Genomic DNA, 26,625 nt, shown 5'->3' on the forward strand with positions numbered 1-26,625 from the left:
TAGCATGCGGACGTGGCTCAGTGGTAGAGCATCGCCTTGCCAAGGCGAGGGTCGAGGGTTCGAATCCCTTCGTCCGCTTTTTTGTTTTTTATGCCGGTGTGGCGGAATGGCAGACGCGCTCGACTCAAAATCGAGAGGGAAACCGTGGAGGTTCGAGTCCTCTCACCGGTATTCATTATAGGATGCGGGTGTAGTTCAATGGTAGAACTCCAGCCTTCCAAGCTGGTAGCGTGGGTTCGATTCCCATCACCCGCTTGAAAAGAAAGAAGCCGTCGCGGACGGCTTTTTTCTTTGTATGGGAAGCGAACCCCCAGGGTTCGACCGCTTGCGAGCTCCAGCCTATTGGAGTGAGCCCTTAAGCGCGCGTCCGCGTCACATTCGGCCAAGTATTGGCCGGAAGACACGGAGTATTCCCATCACCCGCTTGAAAAGAAAGAAGCCGTCGCGGACGGCTTTTTTCTTTGTATGGGAAGCGAACCCCCAGGGTTCGACCGCTTGCGAGCTCCAGCCTATTGGAGTGAGCCCTCAAGCGTGCGTCCGCGTCACATTCGGCCAAGTATTGGCCGGAAGACACAGACTCTTCTCATCACCCGCATAGAATAGAAAAAGCCGTCGCGGACGGCTTTTTCTCGTTTAGTGGGGTATCCCCCACTCCATTCGCTTCTGACGCAACCGCGGTGACTCCTAAGCTGGGCTAACGGACACCACAGCCGCTATTTCCCCGAAATGGCCTTCCCCTGCAATCTAACGGACTCCAGCGCCGCTATTCCCCCCCATTTTGCCCACATACCGACTAAAATGATGGAAATAGCGGCGTCTGCTTCCGTTAGTTTTTCAAAAGGCACCTTTTAGCCAGAATAGCGGCGCTCACCGCCGTTAGAAACCAACACAGTCTCAATCCATTCCCGCATTAATTCTGCCGAGTCACATACAAGGTTACAGACTTGCCGGATGCCGTGGTCGCGGTAATTTCGAACGAACGAGCATTGGAGTGATTGTATATGTTACCAAATTGGTCGATTACAACCGGTTGCGGATGATTTCCTGAAGAAGTGGAATCCAGTTGAATCGACTTCACAGAAAATGTAATGCCGAATAAGTAATTATACTTTTGCAGCATCTGGCTGTTGTAAACTCTGCCATAGTTGTCCGTCACCTTCAGCCCGAATAAGGTAAACACATTATCTTCTCCCAAATTACCATTCAAATTGGTCCGGAGTGTACTAGTAGCCGTAAAATCAGCCACCGTGATGGGATCATCCTTCACAGTCACGACAGCCTTCTCCGTCCGCAGCTCTCCATTCACGGCCATATACGTAACGTCCAGGGATGTGGTGCCCGCTTTGTTCCCCAACACATATCCGCGACCCTGAGGGCCCCCGGATGAAGCTGTGCTGCCGGCCAACCCTGTTTTGACGATGGATGGGTCTGAGGGGGATAAGGACTTGATTAGCTTCGGAATCGCCACCGTGTTTCCTTCCGTGTCCTTGGCGGTAACCACCACTTCACGGGCCAAACGGCTTTCCACAGGATTAAGCTGCTCCGTTAAGGTTAAGGTCTCACTAGAACTGTAAGGGACTTGGCGAATGGTTTTAGGCCCCTTGTCATTTTCCGTAGAGCTGGCAACCGCGCTGAACAGCTCGCCCAACGGGGAAACGGTGTAATTCAACTCCCGCGAGGGATCCAAGGCATTCACTCTTCTTTGGGTGATCGTTATTTCAGACCATGTGGCTCCGCCATCCGTGGATACCTCAAGTGCGTATCTCACAGATGCATAACCTATTGGATCGGCCCACTGAGAAGAAAACCTTCTCTCCATACCGCTGACTCTGGATACATCGCTCCCCATGTAGTAGGCGGTATTCCCTTCAAAAGCAGATGGAGCATCATAATTATTAAAATAAACCGATCCATTGCTGACGGTACTGGTCACAGCCAGCCGGTACAACTTGGCCGCGTTTTGGTATGAGTCCGTTACTCCTCCGGCATGATTTATGTTCATGAAGTTCTTTAGCAGTTTCCCATACTGGTCGTAAATGGATACCTTAATGGAGGTCTCGGCCCCGGCCGCCAAATAAGGAGCTGGCTCCGTCAGCACTTGGATCGTGTCCGGAATACGGGCTTTGGAAATCACGTACTCCTTCGTCACCGTCTCGTTCACATTCGGTGTGATGATTCCAGCAAAAACATAGATTTTAGTAAGCGGTACACCTGAAAATCCATACAGCTTAAGCATCCCTTTTTGGGGCCCAAAATCCACAATAGCTGCAGAGGCAGCAGAGGCGCTAAGGGTGATTCTGCTGATATTCTCTGGGTAAGTCAGCTCCTCCACACTTAACTGATTACCGTCAGCATCAAAGGCCTTTAATGGGATGTAAGCCTCGATATCCCCTGCAGCAATCGGGGTTGCGGGTTCACCGAGCTCAAGCTTGGTCACCATTTTGGCCGCTTTTACATTGAAGCTGGTTGTGCCGACAGCTGCTCCGCAATAAACGTTCAATTTGAACTCCCCGGATTTGTCCAGATTTCCATTCAAGGTAACCTGTGCATCAAGAAACCCATCCTGATTGCTGTCTCCTACTTTGACACTTAGTCTTTGTTCATAAGGAGTGAGGATAGCAGAGGTTCTTTGGACCAGTCCACCTCCTGTGGAGCCAGTCGAAAACTCCATCGGCATCAGATTGCCGTATTGATCGTAAACGATAATATCCCATACCGCAGACTCTCCGGCCTTCTCCAGGGTATTTCCGCCATTGGAATATACCACTCTTCCCAGCTCCACTTTACTGGCAATGGGTTCGAACCCCTTCACGAAGCTCTTCGATACAGCAGTGCCTGAATCCGCATGAGAGACGGTGACGGCAATCTTATCTGTTTCCAGAACAATCCGGTCATCGCTGGTATCCAGATAAATCCTCAGTTCCCCGGTCCGGTCCCTCTTGATATTCTTAATCAGACTCGGTACAACCTCGCTCTGTGCAGTTACCGTATAAGCGGAAACCGGGAAGGATGCATTTTCTCCATATTGGTTGATGGCCTTCAACCGGACGATAACCGGGTTGGCCGCAGCAAGATGTTCGCCGTCAGTAACAAATGCGATTCTAGTCAAGATCTCATTCTTGGCCATGAAGGCTGCGGTCCTGATTCCCATTTCCCCGGCAGGCAATCCGCCGAAGGCAACCTGGTAGGAGCCCTCCGTCAGCTTCAACTCCACCAGCTCCAAAACAGCGGAGGTGCCTTCTTGGGAAAAGAACACCCGTGTTGCAATATTTGCATCACCTTTCGTAAGAGTCAGCTTTGCTAAAGCGGGGTCAACCGCCTTGCTGAACTTGACTTCCACCTTCCGCAGACCAATGGCTTTTGCCTCAATAATAGAGGTGTCTCCTAATTGCGCAATCTTCAGAGGTGTACCGGTTATGCTGCCGCTGGCTGTTTGTTCATCCGTCGTAACCGTGACAACAATATAACCATCCGCGTCCGCGGGAGTGACCACATACCGGTCATCGCTGCCGATCTGCACATACGGCCCTTGAGGACTAGAGGAGCGGTACCAGGCATAGGACAACCGTCCAACAGCGTGGTCCGCCTGATTGAACCGGATATTGCGAATGGTCAGGGTTTGGCCTACGCTTCCTTCCCCTTCCACATTAAAGTCGGTCAATACGGGGGTTCCCTCAGGACGGTATACCAGGGTAAGATTGGCTTCCCCAACACTTTCCTGGGCGAAACGAAGCTGGTATTTTTGAATAGCTTCCGGCTCGCCGCTCTGGACAAGGAATAAGAAGCTACCCTGCTTATAACTGTCGGCTAAACCGGCCCCATACTGGGGATGGTAGGTTGCCCCATTCACTGTAACATTGAGCCCCTCCGTATTGGTCAAAGGCTGGCCGGCCCCGTCCACCAGAGTGATAACAGCATACACCGCATGGCCCACTGTGGTGGGAAGCAGAGGCTGATGGGAAGTGATAGCGGAATAAAATGCATGCTCATGTCCGAAGGCATAGACCGTCTCCGACACCGTCACCCGGGAGCTGTTCTCCCGCAGAACACCGTCGATTTCCGCAGAGGAATCGACAATACTGCCTGTAAAAGCCGTCACCTTCACACCCAGCGCAAGCTGGTTGACGGTCACGCTGGCCACCGCCTTAAACCCGCCATTGGCAGTGGTAACCTCAATGTTCTTCGTCCCTGGAGCATTGGCCGTAACCAGACCTTCGGCGCTTACAGTCACTACATCAGCGCTATCATCGGAAACTCTCCAGGTTACCGCCTTGTTGCTTGCGTTGGCAGGGGAAACGGTTGCCGTCAATTGCTTTTGCTGCCCCACATTCAAGGTAACCTTCTCAACGTCAAGAGTTACGTTGGATACGGGTACTGTGCTGCCGCCATCTGAATCGCCGCCTCCTGAATTGCCGCTCCCAGGATTACCGGAATTGGAGCCGCCTCCCCCTGGGCCGCCTGATACGGTACCGCTTGGCCCCCCGGAACTGATCGGTTTGTCGTTAAGGGTTGCAGAAACCCCTTCCTTTTGCGTTACCTTCTCCAGCTTGGCATCGCCGGATAACTGGGTATTAACCTCCGCCACAAATTCCTTAATGCTTCCGTTTGCCGTAATCTTGGCTTCTGGAGCTTGGTTGATCACCTTGCCAAAGGAGCCGTCCAGCTTAATGCTCTGACCGGCGGGGACACCGGGAGTGATGGTTACCGTTTGGAAACCAGCACCTGTCAGTCCGTCCGTGACCAGCAGGGCTCCGCTTTTAAGCACCGTAGAGGCTACGGCAGTGGTACCTGTAGCCAACAACCGGACCTTGCCGTCGTATTTGTTGACAACTACCGCCCCCATTACCTTCGCGTTATGAAGAATAATGGAGTGCTCGCCTCCACCTTGGACATAAACAGCTCCCGATACCGTTACCCCATCAAGCGTAACCTCTCCATCGCCTACCCCTGGAGCGATATACAGGTCTCCGTTTATGTTGGCATTCCGGAGAACCGCGCCTGGAGCGTTAACCAGAACATTCCCGGCTGTATCTCCAGTGTACTCCCCGGCTTGCACATACAACTTCGCCAGCAGTTGATCGAACAATGCCACTGCCTCTGCCCGTGTCAAATCCGCATTGGGCCGGAAGGTTCCGTCCGGCTGTCCCTGAAGAATGGATCGGGACGCCAATACGCTTACCGCTCCCTTGGCCCAAGGGGCAATGGCTGCATCATCTGCAAACGCAGTCCGACTTCCGGTTGCTTCCATATGGAAAGCCCGCGCTGCCAGTACTGCAGCCTCCTGCCGGGTTACATGCTGCTGGGGATTGGCTTTTCCATCCGCCCCCTCCATGACACCCGCCTTATTGAGCTTGACAACAGCCTCATAGAACCATTGGTCCTTCTGTACATCGGAGAACGGATTGGATCCCTGCTCCGCATACTTCACGATATTCTGAATAAGGGCCGCGAATTCGGCTCGGCTGACTGGAGCATCCGGCTGGAACAATCCGTTCTCATAACCCTGAACGACTCCGTATCCGCTCCACTCTGCGATCGCCGCCTGAGCCCAATGCTCCTGGGCATCCAGATATAATCCAGTGCCGCGGCTAGATAGGACGCTTGTTTTTTCTAAGGATGTACCGTCCGCTTGGGCATTGGCAACAGAAAGATGGCCTCCGACCGTTGTGACTGCCAAGCTGACCAATAGCAGCAGTGACATCCATTTTGAAGCTTGTTTCGACATGATACCGCTCCTCCCAATCTCTTGTGTTCTACGCGTGATGGAAATTAATGAACGGAAACATCGTAAACGCCCCGCCCAGCTTTTTCCACGGACTATAAGTCACAAGTGTGATGAATATTGGGATTTTCATCCTCAATTCTCCTTTTTTCTGTTATAATCGACAATAATCATCTTAAGGGGGAGGGGCACCCATGGATATCCGTAAAGATTTTGGGCGTCGTGTCAAAACGTTGCGGACCCGAAGCGGCGTTTCCCAGGAATGTTTGGCGGAACGCTCCGGATTGGATCGAACCTATATCAGCAGCATGGAGCGCGGAGGTCGCAATGTCAGCCTGCTGAATATTGAACGGATTGCCGCAGCTTTGCATGTAACCGTGGAATATTTGTTCTCGAATGAATGTTTGACCTCCCCACCTGACTATGGAAAAAAGGAAGTGGAAAGCGCCTTTTGAGCAAAGAGGCCTTCTCCGCACTCACAGAAAAACCCGGCTATAGGGCCGGGTTTTTAATAATATAAGTTCAATTTGCTGCCTCCCTAACCGGGAGATTGCCTTGTCCCTATACCCCACAGACCACTTCCTCTAGAGCGCCTGCTGCTCTCCCTCTCCTGCTGCAAAAGCGAATTCAGACAGCCTGATCTGTTCAATCTTTACGGGAAGCCGGCCGGAAGGAGTTTGCACATGGACCAGCTCCCCGCACGGCTTCATGAGAAGCTGTTTTCCCATGGGGGACAGGAACGAAACCGGGCATTCTCCGGAACCGTCCTCCGGGAGGACTGCATGATGGGGACTGACAATGGTCAGCGTGTCCGTGGACATATCGTCCAAGTAGGAGATCACTACACGGCTGCCGATGAGCACCTTCCCGCACCAGCCTTCTTCTCCGTCGGCCAATTGCTGACGCAGGACTTGCGTATAGTCAGACAGCAGCTGATCCGCTTGGGAGCGCCCGTTTCCGAAATCGGGAAAATACGCGTCAAGAAATCTTGCGCGCTCATCATCGAACATAATCAGCTGACGGATGAAAAACTCACGCCATACACTCTCCTTGACTCTAGGGCTCATAGTAGATATCACCTCCTAAATAAAGCATCTTGGAACGGATCATGTCTTGTTTGGGCATCATCATCGCGCTTTCCTCCTTCAATAGAAATAGAAGGCCCCTATAGGATATAGAGGCCTTACCCTCATCTTAGCACCTGCGGCAGGTATGTCAAGGCCAGGGGTAATGGGCCGGGACGATCCGACGAAGGTTAACATCATTCGCGAAAAATGCTATACTACTTTTATTGCCCGGTTCATGCCGGACAGCTGCAAGTTAACTAAAAAGCAACAGTTAGGAGTGTCCCTTGAAAGCGACAAAAGCAGCCAAATTAACCATCGCCATGCTGCTGGCGCTTCTTGTTGTGTCCGTGTGCGCCCTATTCTTCATACAGCGGGAGGAGCGGGTTACCCTCCTATTCGCCGTAAGCGCGGATGGTTTCGACCAGGCCGCTTACGACCATTTCAGCCAGACCCTGGCCGCCAACGCGAGCGTGTCGAAACATCCCTTGGCAGAGTTAAGCCAGCGGCAGTTAAACCGGTATGATTCCATTTATCTGGACTACAATCTGAAAGCGGCCCCCGAGCTCACCGGCGCTGTGGAGAAGCTGTCCCGGTACGTGGAGCAGGGCGGTCATCTGTTCCTTGAAAATGATTTTGCCGCAGACTTTCCTGCCGCCCTCCTGGGAGGCTCGGAGCTGGTCCGGATGGGCTCGCCCACGGAGATTTCCTTTGAATACCCGGACGTCGACCTTCATCTGCAAAACATGCAGCAGGTGTTCCGGCTGTTCGTGGACAGCTTCGCCAGCCAGAATCAGATGACGGACAGCCAGGCGGCCAATGGCCAATTGAATGCCTTGCCCGGCTACGACTGGGGATATGGCTTGAAGCCTACCACAGCGGAAACCCTGGTGCGCATGAACGGCGCCAGTGTGATGACCGCCAACCGTTACGGCAAAGGAACCGTGTTATGGTCCAGCGCCCTTTTGCCCACCCACTATTATATTACAGGCTTCGATCTGGCCAGCGGGATGGACCCGGAGAAGGGCTTTGCCGAGAAGCAGAAGCAAGCCGTCGGCAGCTACCAGCTGACCCAAGGGGGTACATATTTCCGGTTCAAAAATGAGGCTCCCCTTCAGCCTTACTTCCAGTTTGCCTTTGCCACCGCCAACTACCAGCTGCGCAATGCCTATCTGGACTACGTGTCCAAGGAGAAGCTGGGATACAGCATCACCAAGATTCATGGCCCTTACGGGCGTCCGGCTATGGCGTACCAGAACCACTTTGAGGTGGCAAGCGCTTATTTCCATGATGAAGGGATTCAATGGACCGAGCTGCTGCGCAAGTACAACCAGATCCCTTCCTTCTCCATTGTCCGTTCCTCCTACGAATGGAATGAGTGGTTCGAAAATCTGACCGTACATCTGAACACGGGCAGCACCCGGGAGCCAGCGTTTATCGGGCAGCTGGAGAATTCCTTCTATGGAAGCGGCGTGCGCATGTCCAGTGAAGGCCGAGCCCTGACTCTGGAGAAATACCCGGTCCCGACCCAGTTGGGCGACAAGCTGGATAACCCCTACCGGGCCTATCCGGCATTGGCCGACCTGGACGGGGATGGGCGAACAGATTTGGTGGTGGGCAGCGCCAACGGGCAGCTGTATCTCTTCCGCAATCTGGGCAGCCGTCCGGAGGATTATGCCGACCAGCGGCTTCCGGAAGGGCTGGCTGCTCCTGATTCCTTTGGCAAAAAAGAGCCGCTCCTGAGCATTTCCGGCAAGTCCCTGCAGCTTCCCTCAGGTTATTCGGCCCCTGCTTTAGGGGACCTGAACGCAGACGGCGTTTTGGATCTGATTGTAGGTGACAAGGACGGCCGGGTATGGGTGGCTTACGGCAAGCAGAACCTTCGCTTCACCGAGCCGGTGCCCTTGCGGGCAGGTGGTGTGGAGGTGCGGGTGGAAAGCTATGCGGCGCCTGCCCTTGGAGATTATAACGGAGACGGCACGCTGGATCTGGTAGTCGGCGACGGCCTGGGCCGGATTTACGGCTACCGCGGAGTGCCCGGAAAATCTGGCCAATGGGAAAAGGGACAGCTGCTGTTCACTCATTCCGCCCATTATGCCTCCCCTGCCGTCCGGGATATGAACGGAGACGGTGTACCGGATATTGTAACGGGCAGCCAGGACGGGGATATTACGGTTTACATCCGTTCCCACGGCGGAAGCTACACGAAACAAGGCACGGTGAACGGAGCCACCTCCAACCAGGTGAACACCAAGGCGCTTGTGGGCGGTCATAATTCCGTGCCGCTGTGGGCGGACTTGAATCACGACGGCAAGGAGGATCTGGTGGTAGGCCAATTGGAATTCGGTCTGCCTGTCCCGTTGGACGATCCGGACTTCCCTTACCCCGGCGAGGTGAAGAAATTTGTGGAGTATGCCAAGGCCAACAAACTTGAGCTGTACCCCCATCTTTTCTTCCACAGCTATCTATCGGATGCCCAGGAAAAACGGGAAATTGAGCTCCACCGCCAAATGTTCGAAAAGCTGGGTATTCCTTGGACGGCCATGGGCACCAACCAGCATACCTGGCGGATCAACAATGCCGACCGGCTGCAAACCCTGCGTAACGAAAATGAGGCGGGGCTGTGGTTCAACTTCGGCTTCCGGCCTCCTAATAATCCTATGGACCCACAGTACGGCCAGGATTATGTGTGGAGTATGCCGTTTCTGCTGGAGGACAGCAAGCTTGCGCGGCCCATGGTGCTAAGCTCGCCCAACATGATTTTCCGGGCCAAAGGCTCCGATTACGCCACGGAGGATATTTACCGGGCTTACGCCGCATTGGATATGCCAATTATTTATTTTGATCATATTGAGTACAAGCTTCCCGGGCAGACCAATCTGCTGCTGCCTTACGTGACGTTTTTGGACCAGCTGCGCAATACGGAGAATTACAACTTTATGACCGAGCCCCAGCTGGCCCGCTCGGCACTGACCACCCTGAAGACCAAGGTGCATGTCAAACAAACCTATGCCGCCTGGCTGATGGACAAGGTAAAGAACAAGCTGGGCAAGGGCGCCCATTTGACGCTGACCCTGACCGCCGACACCTCGGAGGTTTCCGATGGGCTGGCGGGTGTATACAAGTTTACACCCGGGGTGGCCATCGAAGCGGGCAAACCTTACCAAGGTTCGCCCCTTGGCGTGGATTCCCAGATTTACACCCGGCAGAACGGAACTCTGTATGCGGGACTAGGCGAGCCGGTGAAGCTGACCGTAGACTGGAGTCCGGCGGGACTGCATCTGGAGCGCAGCAATGTGCCCTTCCGGTGGACGGAGGTGCGAGACGGCGAGGTGTCTCTGCAGCTTCTGGACGGTGGCATGCAGCAGGCAAAGATCTACAGCCCTACCCCGCTTGTGATTAGCGGCGACAATCTGAAGATTGAGCAAAGCGAAGCCGGCTCGGGCGGGCTGCCCGGACAAACGGGGCAGAATGGGCAGACAACGCCTGTGGGATACACCTATACGGTTACCCACTTTGGGGAAGCCACCACTGTGACGCTGAAGTGGGCCAAGGATTAACTGCAGCAGCCCGATGACCGGCCACCCGGACCATAGGAAGCTTTATACGAAAGTGTCACACCTGTACGTGTACCCGGCATTTCCGTTGCTGGCGCTGGTCATCAGGCCATAGGAAAAATTCTAACGGCGGTCAGAGCCGTTATTCCAGCTAAAAGCAGGCCATTGAAATTCTAACGGCGGTGAGAGCCGCTATTTGGAGCAAATGCGTCCGATTGGGTGCCATCAAGGCCAAATAAGAGCACTGGCTTCCGTTAGGATTGGGAAAGGCCGATTTTTCGCCAAATAGCGGCTTCTGCTTCCGTTAGAAATGCCAGGTGGATGCTGCGGCCCCAGCGTATGCTTACGATGCGAGTTTTGCTGACGCAAAACTTAGTTTATGCTTACGATGTTGGCTACCCTTCGGATAGCCCAGCTTATGCTTACGAAGTGAGTTTTTGCTGACGCAAAACTCTTAGGAGGAATAAAAATGACCGAGATTGCTAACCAACTGGAGGAGCATATCCGCGCCCGCTACGAGATTGATCCGGACGACGAGGACTTTTCCCAGAATGTGCACTTGTTCGATTACGGCTTTATCGATTCCATCGGCGCCACCGCCCTGATTGCCCACATCGAAAAAACCTACAATCTGCAAGTCACCAACCAGGACCTGATGCTCTACCCCCTGAACACCATCAATGAAATCGCGGCCTTCATCAGCCGTAAGATTGCGAGGTAATCGATTATGGAATGCACGATTTCCCTGGAGGGGTTGTCCACCTCCCAATACGGCCAACTGAAATATGCCTGCGCCTTTGTGGACGAGACCATTACCGGGATTGACATTGACGGGGATATTCTCCGCATCACCCACAGCTCACCCCTGGGCAATGCGGTCATCGAGGAACGAGCCAAACGGCTGGCGGAGCGTTTTTCCAAGGGGGATTTCGGCTTTAAGGAAAACATCCTCTTCGAGCACCGGGTAGACGTTCCCCACCACGAGGACATTATCGCCGAGCTGGTCGAGAAAAAAATCATCAAGGTGCTGGAGCCCGGCATGTTCATCTTCCGGGAGCCCTTTTCCAGCCTGATGCGGTTTATGGATGATTCCTTCGTGGCCAAGATCGCCCGCCGCTTCGAGGGCTTGAAGGAGGAGCATTACCCCGCCGTCATCCATGCGGATACCCTGAACAAAACCAACCACTTCACCTCCTTCCCCGAGCATATCCACTTTCTGACCCATCTGCGGGAGGATCTGGACGTCATCGAGGGTTTCTCCCAAACCATCCGCGAAATCGGCGGCTGGAAGCAGGACGCACCGCTGGACCTAAACGCCAGCATGCCCAAGCCCAAATTCACCATGAACCCCTCCACCTGCTACCACTGCTATGAGGGACTGCAGGACGAGGTGCTGGAGGGCGACGGCATCACCGTCACCGCCATCTCCAAGTGCCACCGGTTCGAGTCCCGGAACCATACGGATTTTGGCCGCCTGCTGGACTTTAGCATGCGGGAGATCATCTTCGTGGGCAAACCCGACTACGTCAAGGAAAACCGCCTGAAGGCCATCGAGTACCTGAAGGAATTGGCTGCCGAGTGGGACGTAGACAGCTGGATGGAAATTGCCAACGATCCTTTCTTCACCAACGACTTCCAAGTGAAGGCCTCCTTCCAACGGAACCAGGAGATGAAGTACGAGCTGCGCCTGTCTGTCCCCTATCTGGACAAGTCCATCGCCGCCAGCTCCGTCAACTTCCACAGCAACACCTTCGGCAATGCCTTCAACATCAAATTCGGCAAACGCAGCGCCGTAACCGGCTGTGTCGGCTTTGGCATCGAACGCTGGGTCTTTGCCTTCCTGGCCCAATACGGCCTGGACGAGACCCGTTGGCCCGCCGCTTTCCGGGAGCAATATGCGGACTGGCAGAAAAAGCAGTTTTAATCCCGGCAGGCCCTTCTCGAAAGCCGCCGCGCGCACCCGCCGGTACGGCTTCCTGATCGGCCTGGCGGTGTTGTTCCTCCTGGCGGATCTGGCTTTGGCCTGGTGGAACCCGATGGAATCCTCCCGGCGCTTCTACAAGAATGACTTTACCAAAACGCTGTACCATCACTCCTGGGCCCGCACCGGCTCCGTGTTCTTCGGAAACTCGGCGGTGACGGGTGCCTATATGGAGAACAAGTCCTCCCATCCCCTAACGGAGATGGGCCTCTCCTACGGCCGGATCACCGATCTAAAGGCTATCCTGGAGAAGGGTCTATACCAGGTGAAGGACGAGCTGGTGGTGGGCATTGACGTCCATACCATGATCGACGACATGCAGACCGACCCCACCTACCAGTGGTTCAAAAAGCCCTATCAGCCTTACATCTATGCATACCGGGATTACTTCCGGGATTCCGGCACGGAGGCGGTGAAGAGCCTGTATGCCGGAGCAGTGGAGCTGGATGCGGGGAAGCTTCTGGACTACCAGCCCAGATGGATTGATAAGGAGCTGTATTTTGGCCTGAAGGAAAAGGCGTGGATGGCGGAGCGTTGGGATTATTATGATAAGCTCTGGGGTCATCTGACTCTCCCCGACTTCCGGGAAAATCTCGATGCTCTGGCCTGGGTGGCCGACTACGCGGCCGAGCACGGATTGGCTCTCCGGGTCATCTGGATGCCGTGGCATAAGGACTTCCCCAAGCCGCCCTATGTAGAACCGCTTAAGGCGGAGGCCAACCGGATATTGGCGGAGCATGGTACGCCGGTGCTGGATGTGATGGACCGGTATAGCGCAGAATACTTCCACGATCTGGTCCACTTGAACCGGGAAGTAGGGGCTCCCCTGTTTACGAAGGAGGTGGATGAATGGCTCCGGTCATTCGCAAAACCGTCGAACTCCTAGCCTATCTTATCATGCTGATTCTGGTACTGATGTATTTTACCGGCAAGGGACTATTCATTTATGAGGGCTTCTGACCCGATTCCCCCAACCAAAAAAGTAAAAAAACCCTTCATCCGCAATCGCGGCTACGGGTTCCTGGTAAGGCAAGTCAATTGAGCATCAATTGGCTTGTCTTTTCTTCATTTTAAACGGCCCATTACAATGGTGTTGTAAAACTGCCCGTCGGAAAGACGTTTATCCCGGCGCAGAAGCCCTTCCTGCTCAAAACCGAAGGTCTCGTACAGCCGGATTGCCGTGGTATTGGTCTCCAGCACATGCAGGCCAATCTTCTCCACACCTGCGGCATCCGCCCAGGAGACGGTTTCCTGCAGAAGATTCCTGCCTACCCCGTATCCCCAGAACTCCTTCAGGATACAAATGCCGAACTCTACTTGATGGGAAAGCCGCTTCAAAGCACTCCCCTGGCACCTGCAAAAACCCAGCAGCTTGCCTTCAGCCTCCGCTACCAGAAATAAATTCCGGGCTTCCTCCGTGTCTGTACGGATGATCTCCTCAAACCCCGCCGGGTCAATAAAACCCTCGCCCCGCTCCCGGTCCATAAATTCCGTCTCTCCGTCGATCTGAAGCCGGATGTCGGACAATGCCGCGGCATCCCCGGGAAGGGTAGAACGGATAACATAGCTCATTCCTTTAACTGAAAAAGCTGCAGGTTGGATCTTCATCAGCTGCTCCTTTTTGAACCGTTGTGGGTTACCAGCCCTATTGTATAGCGGTTCTCCACCCGGTTCAATCCTCTCCACCCGGTTCAATCCTCTCCACCTTCATCAGTGGGTGAATCCTTTCCTTTCACTGGCTGAGTGCTTCCTCGGTAATCCGTTTGATGTCGATAGGCGAAAGAGACTCTTCGTTGACCATATCCGGCAGGATGTTCTTAAGAAAATAATCCACACATGCCAAGGGAATATGCTTGATCTTTACCAGCGCCTCCCGGTACATCTTCACAAATTCCTTCTCCGTGTTGCCCCGCTGCAGCTCCGCAAATGCCTCGTACACCTGGTCCAGCTTGTCCGCCACTTCCAGAATAAGCCCCTCTACCGACTGATCCTTGCCTTCCCGCAATTGGTTGAAGAAAATCGGGCGGAACTCCTCGGGAATATGCTCATTGATGAAGTGATGGACCATCCCTTCTTCCACCTGCTGGATCAGGGAACGCAGCTCCATGGACGAATGCTTCACCGGCGTTTTGATATCCCCGATGAAGATTTCCCCGTAATCATGGCTGCTGGTGATTTCATAAAGTTTTTTCCAATTCACGGGAGTGCCGTGCATTTCTTCGATGTCCGCCAGAGTTTTGGCGTATTGGACCACCTTCCAGGAATGGGCCGCCACCGTATGCTCCTCAAACTTAAACTTGCCGGGGCAGCGGTAAATCCGCTCCATTTCGTTCAGCGACCGGAAATACGTGTGAATTCCCATCGATGCCACTCTCCTTTTTTACCTGATGTAAGAGCAGTATACCAACACCGTGTTAGCGGCGGATTAATGGAGGGTCTGTACTGTGTAAAGAGGGTTTGCACCCCGGCTGCACAAAAAAACCGGCAGCGGCTGGTAAGCAGCCAACTGCCGGGTATAGACGACACATTTAAACTTCAAATTAAGGATGCAGATGACGGTCCAGGAACTTCTCCAGTGCACGGTAGAAATCCAGCTGGTTCTCCAAATTAAGGAAGCCATGGCCTTCATCCTTCTTCAGCATGTACGGCACATCCACACCGCGTTCCTTCAGCGCCTGAACGATTTGATCGGATTCCGCCTGCTTCACCCGGGGGTCATTGGCACCCTGGGCTACGAAAAGAGGCGCCTTGATTTGGTCCACATGGAACAGGGGCGAAATCGCCTCCAGCATTTCTTTATCCTTCACCGGATCCCCCATCCGCTCGTGGAACAGCTCACGTTCGGATTCCCAATACGGAGGCAGGGATTCCAGCAGGGTAAACAGGTTGGACGGACCAACATAGCTGACACCTGCGGCATATACGTCAGGCGTAAAGGTCAATCCGGCCAACGCGGCATACCCGCCGTAGGAGGCGCCGTAGATGGCCACCCGGTCGGCATCCACGATGCCTTGATCCACCAGCCATTCCACACCGTCGGTAAGGTCATTCTGCATGGCCTTGCCCCACTCCTTGTTGCCGGCATTCAGGAAGTCCTTGCCGTAGCCGGTGGAGCCGCGGAAGTTCACCTGCAGCACCGCATAGCCGCGGCTGGCCAGGAATTGCACCTCCGGATTGTAGCCCCACATATCACGGGCCCAGGGTCCGCCATGAGGGTTGACCACCAGAGGCAAATCCTTGGCTTCCTTGCCCTTGGGCAGAGTCAGGTAGCCGTGAAGCGTAAGGCCGTCGCGGCCTTTGAAGGTGACGGGCTTCATGTCCGCCAGCTTGCTTTCGTCCAGCCAATAGGAGAGCTCGGCAATCTTTTCTAACTCGCCGGTTTCCGCATTGTAGGTGTAGTCCACACCCTTGTTCTTGTCATTGTAAGCCTGGAAGCGGAAGTTGCCCTTCTCATCCGGGCTGCCGAGAGCAATTTCCTTGCCGGGCAGCTCCTTGCGGATTTTGTTGTAGGCCTCCTCCAGCTTGGAGTCAAAGAAGGTATAGTGAATTTTATCCGTGATATAGAGAGCGGCTACCAGGGTTTTGGTGGCACGGGACGATACAGCTCCCGACACATCCACATCCGGGTGGGAAAATACGGTTTTGACCACCTTGTTGGCGGAGGGATCGAATTCCACCAACGCCGCCTTGTCCGCGCCCAGGTTGGACATGGCGTACAGATTTTTGTTGTCATTGGTAAACATCAGCGGAGCGAAGGTTTCCCCCAGCCGGGTTTCCAGAAGCGGCTTGAAGGCATCCTCCTCCTTCTCGCGGTAAAGCAGCGAGGAGATGTTGCCGTCGCTGGAAATAGCAATCCGCAGCTTGCCGTTATTGTCCGTCATCCAGCCGGTAATATTACCCGGGTTCTCTGCGGCCAATACGGTTTCACCGGTGTCCATATTGACCCGGTACACGTCGAAGATCCGCGGGTCACGTTTGTTCATGCCGATCAGCACCTGATCCGGAACCTCCGGCAGGAGATCAATCAATTGGGAGGTGGTATTCTCATAGGGAGTCAGATCACGCTGCCCCTTGCCGTCGATGCCCACCACCAGCAGGTGGTAATTTTCATCCCCGCCGGTGTCCTTGGCATAAATCAGCCGGTCATTGGATACCCAGGCAAATCCCTGGATGCTGCGCTCGGTTTCATGGGTAAGCTGCACCGCATCCTTTTCCTGCCCGACTTCCATCACAAACAAGTTGAGACGGTTGTTTACAGGCTGAACAAAGGCCATATGCTTGCCTTCCGGGGACAGCTGAAAGCCTTGCTGGTCGGATTCCCGGAAGAAGTCCTCCAGAGGGATGGCCCACGGAGTGGCTACGTCCAGTCCAAGCGTCATATACAGAGCACGTGCGAATTCAGCCTTGGTAACTACGGTCTGGGGAGCAAAATTCTGTCCGTCCCAGATAAAATGCTGCTTCAGCTTCAGCGCATCCGCCGCATGGGCAGCCGAAATCGCCTGTCCGTCTGCATAGGAGGTTTGAATGCCGTTGTCATTTAGCTGGAAGGCCCGGCTGAGTAAAGAAGCCAACTGCTCCCGGGTCAGCGCGGCATCAGGCTGATAGCCGGTGTCGCCCCCCTGTACGATGCCTTGTGCCCGGAGGGCATAAATGGCAGGCGCCGCGGCATTCTCCGACGTGACATCCGGGAAGCCGGTGAGGGCTTCAGGTGCCTTCAGCTGAAGGGCCTGCTGCAGCAGAACAGCCGCCTGGGCACGGGTCATGGGGGCGGTTGAATCTTGCAAATCCTCGGTATATTGTATGTACCCTTGGGTAATTAACGCGCGCATGTATTGGCCGCCGTCATTAACAAGCGATGTTGCCTGGGCCTGGTTCTGAACCTCCGGTGCTGCGGATGCAGCTTGGGCAGCCGGCAAATAAGAAGTCGCGATAAGTGCCGAAAGCAGAATGCCGATGCTGATTTTACGCATGGATTGAAGCGGATGCTTAAACAACTAATCTCCTCCTTCGTGAATGTGTCCCGTCCGTTACGCCCGCTATGAAGCGGACAAGCTTGGACAGACTCCTTCATTATACGTCCAAACCCCCAGATCGTTCCAATTTTTCAGGAAAAACCATTCCGCCGGGAGGATGCTGCCGAAGCCCCCGTTAACAGCACTGCCGAAAAATGCTATACTACTTTTATTGCCTTCGTTAGGAATGAGGAGATTCGACACATGTGGTATTTGAATATGACGGCTGTGCTGGCCATTGCCGGCATGTCCGTGCTTATGGGGCTGACCCGCAGGCTGCCCGGACAGAAGCGATGGCTGCTTTTGGCCTTCAATCTGGCCTTTATCGGATTGTACAGCCAGCGGCTGCTGGTCTTCTACGCGGTGTATACGCTGGTCAACTATCTGTTGTTTGTGTTTCTGGCCCGCCTTGAGCGGGGGAAGCTGTTTTGGTTTATCCTGTTTCTTGCCCTGAATGTGGGAGGTGTGGTCCTCCTTCGCCTGGCGGATATGGAGATCTTCCAGCATCCGGTATTGGGCACCCTGGTCACCATCGGAATCATCTATAATGTACTGAAAGCCATCGACGCTCTGTACTTTGCTTATTTCATCGGGCGGGACGCCATCTGCAAGCCGGTGGACTATGCCAACTACCTGCTGTTTGTGCCCACCTTCACCTCCGGTCCGATTCTTAAGTTCCGGGATTTCATGGCGGATACCAAGGTTCCGTATCAGGTGGATGCACCCATGGCCGAAGCTTGCGTGAAACGGATCATCCTGGGCATGTTCAAAAAAATCGTCCTGGTCACCTGGATGACCACCGCCTTTGACCATGTGTCGTCGGGCGAGCTGAACACCTTTACCTCGTTGTTTCTGATGGTGTGGTTCTACATCCTGATCTTCTTCGACTTCTCCGGATATTCGGACATTGCAGTAGGCTTCGGACGGCTGTTCGGCTACCAAGTGCCGGAGAACTTCAAACGGCCCTTCATGTCCCCCACCCTGACCCAATATTGGCGCAACTGGCATGCCACTCTGGGTGACTGGTTCCGGGATCACATCTATATGTTTTTCTCCCGGAAATCCCCCTCCAAGTGGACCGGCGCCGGGTTGTCCGTCCTCATTATGGTACTCATCGGCCTGTGGCACGGCTTTACCTGGCTCTATGTGGCCTGGGGAGTTTACCACGGCGTTATCATAGCGGCAGAATCTCTGTTGAAGAAATCGCTGGTTAACCGCAAAAAGGTGTCCAAGCTTTACTTTTACTGGCGCTGCTTCCTGACCCAATCCATTGTGACCCTGGCGGTCATCGTATACTGCCCTAATCATGAAATCGTCATCCGCATTTATAAAGGCCTGCTTCATTTCCCCTCCTTCTTCTGAAGGCGGGGTTTTTCTTTTGCAAAATCGGATACAAACTCCGCAACTTCGGACATAGGCAGGAGCGGGCTTTTTTTCTACAATGGAAGCAGAATGAAGAAGGTTTACGTTATCCATAACGGAGGTGCTTTTTGTAATGAAATTGGGTGTATTCACTGTACTGTTCCAACAAAAGCCGTTCGAGGAAATGCTGGATCATGTGGCATCCAAGGGCCTGCAGGCCGTAGAAATCGGCACCGGCGGCTATCCCGGAACCGCCCACTGCAACCCTGACGAGCTGTTAGGCGACCCGGCCAAACTGAAAGCGTTTAAGCAGGCGGTGGATTCCCGCGGCCTGGTCATTAGCGCCTTATCCTGCCACGGCAACCCCCTGCATCCGCAAAAGGCTGTTGCCAAGGATTATCACGATACCTTCCTCAAAACCGTAGAGCTGGCCCAAAAGCTGGAGGTGCCCGTAGTCAACACCTTCTCCGGCTGCCCCGGCGACCATGAGGATGCCAAATACCCCAACTGGCCGGTCGCTCCTTGGCCCAACGATTATCAGGAAATTCTGAAGTGGCAGTGGGAAGAAAAGGTGATCCCGTACTGGACGGAAATGGGCAAGTTCGCTTCGGACCATCAGGTGAAAATCGGTCTGGAGCTGCACGGCGGTTTCTCCGTCCATACACCGGCCACCCTGCTGCGTCTCCGCGATGCTGCCGGAGAAGCCATCGGCGCCAATTTGGACCCGAGCCATATGTGGTGGCAGGGGATTGATCCGGTACAAGCAGTGCAAGTCCTGGGCCGTGCCGGGGCGATTCACCATTTCCATGCCAAGGATACCTCCATTGACCCCATCAATGTGAACAAATACGGCCTGACGGATATGCAGACCTATGACCATATGCTGGACCGGGCTTGGCAGTTCCGCAGCGTAGGCTTCGGCCATGACCTGAAGGTATGGGCCGATATTATGAGCGCCCTGCGTCTGGTGGGTTACGATTATGTAGTGAGCATTGAGCACGAAGACGGGCTAATGTCCATTGACGAGGGCTTCAGCAAGGCCGTGGCCAACCTCCAGCAGGTGCTGATTAAGGAGCCTTTGGGCGAAGCTTGGTGGATTTAATAAGGACATACCGCTTGTTTATTGACATAACCGCCGGGCTTTAGGCCAGGCGGTTTTCTGTTTGGGCGGATTATAACCCGAATGCCCGTTATCTATAATAAACCCTTATGGCACGCAGCATTTACGCTGGGCTTGGGATATGATACGATAGCGGTATAAAAACATACTAGATTAATCGGATTTATTTTTTCGAATCCGAAGGAGGATAAAGACGCTATGGCTTACCAACCCATTTGGGCGGAGGATACCTCCAAGCTGAACAAGGTAGAGCTGATCAAGCTCGAAAAAGACGGACTGGATGTCATTCGTACGATTATTGAGGAATATGCGGCAGGCGGGTATGCATCTATTACCGAGGATGATCTGAACCGGTTCAAATGGGCCGGCGTCTATGAGCAGAAGCCCCGGGACGGCCATTTTATGATGCGGGTGCGGATCAACAGCGGAATTGTCAATTCGGCGCAAGCCCGGGTACTGGCCGGGATCTCCCGGGATTACGGGCGCAACCTGCTGGATATCACTACCCGCCAGGCTATTCAATTCCATTGGCTCAGGGTGGAGCATCTGCCGGATATCTTTAAACGTCTGGAATCGGTGGGGCTGTACTCCTACGAGGCCTGCGGCGACTGCCCCCGCACCATTGTCGGCAATCCTTTGGCCGGAATCGACCCCAATGAGCTCTTGGATACGGAGGCGCTGGTCAATCAGGTTAACGACTTCTTTCTCTTGAACCGGGACTTTTCCAATCTTCCCCGCAAATTCAAAATGTCCATTTCCGGCAATATCTACAATACCGCTCATGCGGAAATCAATGATTTGGCCTACACCCCGGCTGTTAAGGTGATTGACGGTGAAGAAGTGACCGGCTTCCATGTATGGGTGGGAGGCGGCTTGTCTGCGAAGCCCCATCTGGCCAAACGCCTGGATGTATTTGTGCGTCCCGAGGATGTGCTGAAGGTGGCAGTCGGCGTTGTTACGATTTTCCGGGATTACGGCTATCGGGAGAAGCGCCATCATGCCCGTCTGAAGTTCCTTGTAGCAGACTGGGGACCGGAGAAGTTCCTGGAGAAGCTGACGGAGATTGTCGGCGAGCTGCCAGCTTCCGGTGACGATAAAACCGCAGGCTGGAATGCCGCTTATTTCGACGGGGTTCACCCCCAAAAGCAGTCCGGCCTGAATTATGTGGGGCTGAATGTGCCTGTAGGACGGCTGACCGGGGATGAATTCGAGGAGCTGGCCCGTCTGTCCGATGAGTATGGCCAAGGTTCTCTGCGTACGACCATGGCTCAAAACATCATCTTCTCGGATATTCCTGATACCAAGGTGGACGCCCTGCTGGCGGAGCCGCTACTGAAGCGCCTGACGCCGAACCCCAATACCTTCATGAGCCGGACGGTTTCCTGCACAGGCAATGAGTTCTGCAATCTGGCGATTGTGGAGACCAAGGTCCGTGCGGTGCGTGTGGCCGAGTATCTGGATGAGCATGTGGATTTGAACGAGGATATCCGCATTCACTTCGTGGGCTGCCCCAATGCCTGCGGTCAAAAGCAAATCGCCGATATCGGCCTTCAAGGGGCGCTGGTGAAAACACCGGAAGGCACCGTTGATGCCTTCGATATCGCCGTCGGCGGCACCTTGGGCCCCAACGCTCAATTTAACCAGCCATTGAAGGGCCGGGTGAAGGGCGACGACGTTGCCCCTGTATTGGCCCGGCTGATCCTGTATTATAAGGAAAACCGGAACGAAGGAGAATCCTTCAACCGGTTTGTAGCCCGGGTGGGCGTCCCCGCCTTCCAAGAGGTGCTGAACGGTATCCTGGCAGCATCCTAGGTCTGCGAGAGTAAACGTGAGCGTAAAGTTGAAGAACCCGAGTGGGCGTGAGCCCTTCGGGTTCTTTGGGTTTTGGGAAATAAGGAGCTGGACAGCAGGAGAGCTTGAACTCCTGGGGAGGGCGGCTTGGGTCCTGGGGAAGAGCGGCTGGAGCTCCTTGGGAAGGGCGAAGGGCTGGGGCTCCCTGAGGTGGGTGGAGACTGATGATTGGGGCTGGAGCATCCGGACTCTTGAGAGCCTTTGGCTCCCTGAGGCCTCGGAGGCTGTGCGAAGGCTGTCTCCCATGGAGAAGCCCCCACGGTAACAGCCGGGTTGAGCTGTAACGGAACTCAACGAAGCTTAGACACCGAAAATCGGGAGCTGCGCCGGCTAAGGGAACTCAGACGCTCTTAGCCGCTGTTTTGGGACTAACTAGCCACCTTTTACTGCTCTAACGGTTTCTGAGTTCCGTTACAAATTCAAAACCTCCAAATTCCCCCTCTAAGCGTCAAATCGTTCCGTTACAGCTCCAGTCCTGCAGAAACTAAGTCTATATCGCCCCAACCAACCTTCTGTGAGGCCTCAGCCGGACGCCCGACCTTGGCCCGGTCCTCGAAGATACTCCTCCGGGGTTTGGCCCGTCACATTCTTGAAGTCCTTAATAAAATGGGCTTGGTCATGGTAGCCTAAATCCATGGCTAGCTGCACCAACTCACCATATGTGCCATTATCCAGCCGCTCGGCCGCTTCTTGTATCCGGTACAGCCGGATGACCCATTTGGGACTGACCCCGATATACTGATCAAACATACGCTGCACAGTCCGCTTATTCATATCCAAATGAGCACATAGCAAATCCACCTTGGTCAGTCCGCGGTCATTGCAAATATGCTCCACCACCTCCCGCAAAAATTGGACCTGCGAGTCAGACTCAGGCAACCGGCACAAGAGAAGCCGCTCCATTTCCTCCGCCATTGCCTGCTCATCCTTCCGGCTAAGCACAGCTTCCTCCAGCTCTCTGCCGGAAAGTCCCAGCACTTCGTTTACGGGTATGGGGGTCCCACGGTATGAAGATATCGGCGCTCGGATAAAAGGGTAGAAACCGCCCGAGTGAAACTTTACACCAAAGACACAACCGGCTCCCTTCAGCCTATAAGAGAAGGTGGTAACACCCGGAGCAAAACATGCCGTTTTGCCCGGCTCCACCACCAAATTTACACATGGATTGGGCACCACCAGTTGGTCATACTCCTCTCCATCCGCCAAATTCCAAGCGACAATCCAATAATGCTTAACAAACGGCGCCAGCTCCGCACAAGGCTGGATGCGGGACAATCGGAACCGCTGCGCACCGTCCTTTGTATGCAGCACACCCAATGCAGGTGCGGGAAAATCCTGGTGCATGAAGCATCCTCCTCTGAACCAAGGTAACTGCTCAAACCAAGCTGCTGCTCATAGCTTTCTACCATCTGTCGCGTTTTTACAAGACTTGTCCGCTTGGGCACTATATAGTAAAGGCACTCACCAATAAGGAGGATGTTTGATGGGACATCAATATGATTTTTATATAGCGGCAACTCCGGAGCAACTGTGGGAAATTCTCACAGGGCCTGAGGGAGTACGTCAAATTTTCTTCGGCTGTGAGCTGCGCAGCACTTTCCAGCCCGGGGAGGACTTGGCATATGTCGGTCCCGGCAATGACGGTCCCGAAACGGTCCACGTATATGGAACCTGGCTGGAGTGGGAGCCGCATCACAAATTCAGCTATATCGAACATCCCGGGCCTTCCTATGCCCCGAACCATGCTGAGCTGGAATCCCGGGTCACCTTTACCTTCGAACCAGCGGGCAGCTGTACCAAAATGAGACTGGTAAATGATCAATTCACTCCCGGCCATCCGGCGATGGAGCGGTCAGGTGAAAGCTGGTGGATGATCCTAAGCAATATCAAAACCTTGGCGGAAACCGGAAAAACTTTAGACTTCGGCTGGTAACCTAAGGTCCTGCCGATTCAAAGAAGAAGCGAATGGCCGTACAGCTTTTGGTGTACGGCCATTCGGTGTTTTTTTGCTTTATGGGTTCTTCATCGTTTTCTGTTGTTCTATACGCTAGCCGCGTTCTCTTCCGCTTCCTGCGGCTCTTCTTCCTCCAAAGCCTTCCGGGTCCGGGCCAAATCCCGTTCCAGAACGGGCTTCAGATATTTGCCGGTATAGGAGCCTGCCACAGCGGCAATATCCTCCGGGGTCCCGGTAGCCACAATCGTACCGCCCCGGTTGCCCCCTTCCGGTCCCAGATCAATCAGGTAATCCGCTGTTTTGATTACGTCCAAATTATGCTCGATGACCAGCACCGAATCGCCGTTGTCCACCAGCCGGTGGAGTACAGTCAGCAGACGGTCGATATCATCGGTATGCAGACCTGTTGTAGGCTCGTCCAGAATATAGATGGACTTTCCGGTGCTTCTGCGGTACAGCTCGGCCGCCAGCTTCACCCGTTGGGCTTCACCGCCGGACAGGGTGGTAGCAGGCTGCCCCAGCTTCATATAGCCCAGGCCTACATCCACGAGAGTCTGGATTTTGCGGTGAATCCGCGGGATGTTCTTAAAGAACTCCGCAGACGCCTCAATGGTCATTTCCAGCAGCTCGGCAATGCTCTTACCCTTGTACTTGATCTCCAGCGTCTCCCGGTTGTAACGCTGCCCCTTGCAGACCTCGCAGGGAACATAGACATCCGGCAGGAAGTGCATTTCAATGCGGATGATTCCGTCCCCGCGGCAGGCTTCACAGCGTCCGCCCTTCACGTTAAAGCTGAAACGTCCCTTTTTGTAGCCGCGGATCTTGGATTCCGAGGTAGCCGAGTAGACATCGCGGATATCATCGAACACACCTGTATAGGTGGCCGGGTTGGAGCGGGGTGTCCGCCCGATAGGGGATTGGTCAATATCGATAACCTTCTCCACATGCTCCAGGCCGCTGATGGATTTGTATTCGCCGGGACGGGTTTTGGCGCCGTTCAAGTCACGGGCCAGCGTCTTATACAGAATCTCATTCACCAATGTGGATTTGCCGCTGCCGGATACACCGGTCACACAGCCGAAAACCCCAAGGGGGAACTTGACGTTCACATTCTTCAGGTTGTTTTCCTTCGCGCCCTTTACCTCCAGCCACTTGCCGTTAGGCTTGCGCCTGGTCAGCGGCACCTTGATGAACTTGCGCCCGCTCAAATATTGGCCGGTCAAGGATGCTTCGTTATCCATTACCTCTTGGGGAGTGCCCTGGGCGATGACCTCTCCACCATGGATGCCTGCCCCCGGACCGATATCGATGATATAGTCGCAGGCCAGCATGGTGTCCTCATCATGCTCCACTACAATCAGGGTATTCCCCAGATTGCGCATATGGTGCAGCGTCTGGATCAAACGGTCATTGTCCCGCTGATGCAGCCCAATGCTGGGTTCATCCAAAATGTACAAAACGCCCATCAGACTGGAGCCGATCTGAGTAGCCAGCCGGATCCGCTGCGCCTCTCCGCCGGAGAGGGAGCCCGCAGCGCGGCTCAGGGTCAGATAATCCAGGCCTACATTAACCAGGAAACCCAGACGAGCTTTGACTTCCTTCAGAATCAAGTGGGCAATGGTCTCTTCCTTCTGCGTCAGAGGAAGCTGATCGAAGAAACCCTGTGCTTCGCCGATGGACAGCGAGGTGACGTAGGAAATGTTCTGCGTGCCTACCGTAACCGCCAGAATCTCAGGCTTCAGGCGGTGTCCCTTACACTTGGCGCAGGGTTTGGAGCCCATAAACTGTTCGATAAACTCGCGGATGCCCTCTGAGGCCGTATCCCGGTACCGCCGTTCCAGGTTATGGACAATCCCCTCGAAGGGAACCATAGCGTCCTTGCGCTGGCCAAAATCATTCTCATACTGGAAACGGATCCGCTCTCCGCTCGTTCCGTACATAATGATCTTCATTTGTTCGGAGGTAAGATCCCGTACCGGTACATCCATGGGAATGCCGTAATGACGGCAGGCGGAAGCCAGAAACTGGGGGTAGTAGGTGGAGGTGCTGCCAGCCCAAGCGGCAAACGCTCCGTCCTCAATGGTTTTTTCCTTATCGGACACCAGAAGATCCGGGTCCACAATCATCTTCATGCCCAGACCGTCACATTCCGGACAAGCGCCGAAGGGGCTGTTGAAGGAGAACATCCGGGGGGATAATTCCTCCATGCTGAAGCCGCATTCGGGACAGGCCAGATTCTGGCTGAACAGAAGCTCCTCATGCTCCATCACGTCCACCAATACCCGGCCTTCACCCAGCTTAAGAGCGGTTTCGAGAGAATCGGCAAGACGGGACTGGACGTCTTCCTTGACGACGATACGGTCCACCACAACCTCGATGCTGTGCTTCTTGTTCTTCTCCAGCTCGATTTTCTCCGAAAGCTCACGCAGCTCGCCGTTCACACGGACACGGACGAAGCCCTGCTTCCCGATGTCGGCCAAGAGCTTGGTATGTTCGCCCTTACGCCCTGAAACCACCGGTGCCAGAATCTGCAGCCGGGTGCGCTCCGGGTATTCCATCAAACGATCCACCATCTGCTCAACCGTCTGGGCCGTGATCTCCACACCGTGCTCCGGACAATGAGGGCGGCCGATCCGCGCAAACAAAAGCCGCAGATAGTCATAAATCTCCGTTACGGTACCAACCGTGGAACGGGGATTACGGCTGGTGGTTTTCTGGTCGATGGAGATGGCCGGGGAGAGGCCTTCAATGGAGTCCACATCCGGCTTGTCCATTTGGCCGAGAAACTGCCGGGCATAAGCGGACAGCGATTCCACATAGCGCCGCTGCCCTTCCGCGTAGATGGTATCAAAAGCAAGAGACGACTTGCCCGAGCCGCTCAAACCCGTCAGCACCACAAACCGGTCCCGCGGGATGGTGACATCGATATTCTTCAAATTATGGGCGCGGGCGCCCTTCACAACTATGGATTCACTTGCCACTTTCAGGCCTCCACCTTTCTC

16 protein-coding genes and 3 tRNA genes are annotated in these 26,625 nt (G+C 54.4%); 12 read left to right on the plus strand and 7 right to left on the minus strand.

All coding sequences use genetic code 11. From position 1 onward, the window contains the following. Window positions 1-6: 6 nt before the first annotated feature. From ACI1P1_RS20175 to ACI1P1_RS20185, 3 genes are all read left to right on the plus strand, one after another. Window positions 7-78 (plus strand) — tRNA-Gly (locus ACI1P1_RS20175). Between the two features lie 14 nt (window positions 79-92). Next, window positions 93-171: transfer RNA gene (locus ACI1P1_RS20180), tRNA-Leu, on the plus strand. Between the two features lie 13 nt (window positions 172-184). Continuing rightward, window positions 185-255: transfer RNA gene (locus tag ACI1P1_RS20185), tRNA-Gly, on the plus strand. Window positions 256-910: 655 nt separating this feature from the next. Here ACI1P1_RS20185 and ACI1P1_RS20190 read toward each other — a convergent pair. Beyond that, complete coding sequence (locus ACI1P1_RS20190) at window positions 911-5,725, minus strand: S-layer homology domain-containing protein (RefSeq protein WP_416218249.1); 4,815 nt, start codon at window positions 5,723-5,725, stop codon at window positions 911-913. Between the two features lie 191 nt (window positions 5,726-5,916). On the opposite strand from ACI1P1_RS20190, the gene ACI1P1_RS20195 reads away from it, so the two are divergent. Next, window positions 5,917-6,177, plus strand: coding sequence for a helix-turn-helix domain-containing protein (locus ACI1P1_RS20195; RefSeq protein WP_416218250.1), 261 nt, complete (start codon window positions 5,917-5,919; stop codon window positions 6,175-6,177). A 129-nt stretch (window positions 6,178-6,306) separates the two neighbouring features. Here the strand turns inward: ACI1P1_RS20195 and ACI1P1_RS20200 are convergent, their stop codons facing one another. After that, window positions 6,307-6,789 (minus strand): GreA/GreB family elongation factor, encoded by a 483-nt coding sequence (locus tag ACI1P1_RS20200; RefSeq protein WP_416218251.1) that lies wholly within the window; start codon window positions 6,787-6,789, stop codon window positions 6,307-6,309. A gap of 284 nt (window positions 6,790-7,073) precedes the next feature. On the opposite strand from ACI1P1_RS20200, the gene ACI1P1_RS20205 reads away from it, so the two are divergent. The 4 genes from ACI1P1_RS20205 (at window position 7,074) to ACI1P1_RS20220 (ending at window position 13,210) form a co-directional block, all read left to right on the plus strand. Beyond that, on the plus strand, window positions 7,074-10,346 hold the full coding sequence (locus tag ACI1P1_RS20205; RefSeq protein ID WP_416218252.1) for an FG-GAP repeat domain-containing protein: 3,273 nt from the start codon (window positions 7,074-7,076) through the stop codon (window positions 10,344-10,346). Window positions 10,347-10,812: 466 nt separating this feature from the next. Then, a complete protein-coding gene (locus tag ACI1P1_RS20210) occupies window positions 10,813-11,064 on the plus strand; it encodes an acyl carrier protein (protein ID WP_416218253.1) in 252 nt (83 codons plus the stop codon). Window positions 11,065-11,070: 6 nt separating this feature from the next. Further along, window positions 11,071-12,267, plus strand: coding sequence for a hypothetical protein (locus tag ACI1P1_RS20215; RefSeq protein ID WP_416218254.1), 1,197 nt, complete (start codon window positions 11,071-11,073; stop codon window positions 12,265-12,267). Beyond that, window positions 12,239-13,210 carry a hypothetical protein gene (locus ACI1P1_RS20220; protein WP_416218255.1) on the plus strand — a complete coding sequence of 324 codons (972 nt, stop codon included), beginning with the start codon at window positions 12,239-12,241 and terminating at the stop codon, window positions 13,208-13,210. The genes ACI1P1_RS20215 and ACI1P1_RS20220 overlap by 29 nt, the downstream gene beginning before the upstream one ends. 179 nt (window positions 13,211-13,389) lie before the next feature. On the opposite strand, the gene ACI1P1_RS20225 is transcribed toward ACI1P1_RS20220, so the two are convergent. The 3 genes from ACI1P1_RS20225 to ACI1P1_RS20235 all read right to left on the minus strand — a co-directional run bounded on the left by ACI1P1_RS20225 (window position 13,390) and on the right by ACI1P1_RS20235 (window position 17,318). Next, entirely contained in the window at window positions 13,390-13,932 is a 543-nt protein-coding gene (locus ACI1P1_RS20225; RefSeq protein WP_416218256.1) for a GNAT family N-acetyltransferase, read from the minus strand. Window positions 13,933-14,056: 124 nt separating this feature from the next. After that, complete coding sequence (locus ACI1P1_RS20230; protein ID WP_416218257.1) at window positions 14,057-14,686, minus strand: YfbR-like 5'-deoxynucleotidase; 630 nt, start codon at window positions 14,684-14,686, stop codon at window positions 14,057-14,059. 178 nt (window positions 14,687-14,864) lie between these two features. Then, the gene (locus ACI1P1_RS20235) at window positions 14,865-17,318 is read right to left on the minus strand and encodes a S9 family peptidase (RefSeq protein WP_416218258.1); all 2,454 of its coding nucleotides are present in this window, start codon (window positions 17,316-17,318) and stop codon (window positions 14,865-14,867) included. Window positions 17,319-17,540: 222 nt separating this feature from the next. Between ACI1P1_RS20235 and ACI1P1_RS20240 the strand changes: the two genes are divergently transcribed. The 3 genes from ACI1P1_RS20240 to ACI1P1_RS20250 all read left to right on the plus strand — a co-directional run bounded on the left by ACI1P1_RS20240 (window position 17,541) and on the right by ACI1P1_RS20250 (window position 21,630). Next, the gene (locus ACI1P1_RS20240; protein WP_416218259.1) at window positions 17,541-18,698 is read left to right on the plus strand and encodes an MBOAT family O-acyltransferase; all 1,158 of its coding nucleotides are present in this window, start codon (window positions 17,541-17,543) and stop codon (window positions 18,696-18,698) included. A gap of 133 nt (window positions 18,699-18,831) precedes the next feature. Then, a complete protein-coding gene (locus tag ACI1P1_RS20245) occupies window positions 18,832-19,800 on the plus strand; it encodes a sugar phosphate isomerase/epimerase family protein (RefSeq protein ID WP_416218260.1) in 969 nt (322 codons plus the stop codon). Window positions 19,801-20,016: 216 nt separating this feature from the next. Beyond that, a complete protein-coding gene (locus ACI1P1_RS20250; protein WP_416218261.1) occupies window positions 20,017-21,630 on the plus strand; it encodes a nitrite/sulfite reductase in 1,614 nt (537 codons plus the stop codon). Between the two features lie 561 nt (window positions 21,631-22,191). Here ACI1P1_RS20250 and ACI1P1_RS20255 read toward each other — a convergent pair. Then, window positions 22,192-23,013: an AraC family transcriptional regulator gene (locus tag ACI1P1_RS20255; protein ID WP_416218262.1), complete on the minus strand. Its 822-nt coding sequence runs from the start codon at window positions 23,011-23,013 to the stop codon at window positions 22,192-22,194. Window positions 23,014-23,152: 139 nt separating this feature from the next. Here ACI1P1_RS20255 and ACI1P1_RS20260 point away from each other — a divergent pair, with 139 nt between their 5' ends. Continuing rightward, window positions 23,153-23,602, plus strand: a complete 450-nt coding sequence (locus ACI1P1_RS20260) for an SRPBCC family protein (RefSeq protein WP_416218263.1) — start codon at window positions 23,153-23,155, stop codon at window positions 23,600-23,602. Between the two features lie 107 nt (window positions 23,603-23,709). On the opposite strand, the gene uvrA is transcribed toward ACI1P1_RS20260, so the two are convergent. Beyond that, entirely contained in the window at window positions 23,710-26,604 is a 2,895-nt protein-coding gene (gene uvrA, locus ACI1P1_RS20265; protein WP_416218264.1) for an excinuclease ABC subunit UvrA, read from the minus strand. Between the last annotated feature and the right edge of the window lie 21 nt (window positions 26,605-26,625).

The organism is Paenibacillus mesotrionivorans, from assembly GCF_046098205.1.
In the GTDB taxonomy this organism is placed as follows: Bacteria; Bacillota; Bacilli; order Paenibacillales; family NBRC-103111; genus Paenibacillus_AR; species Paenibacillus_AR mesotrionivorans.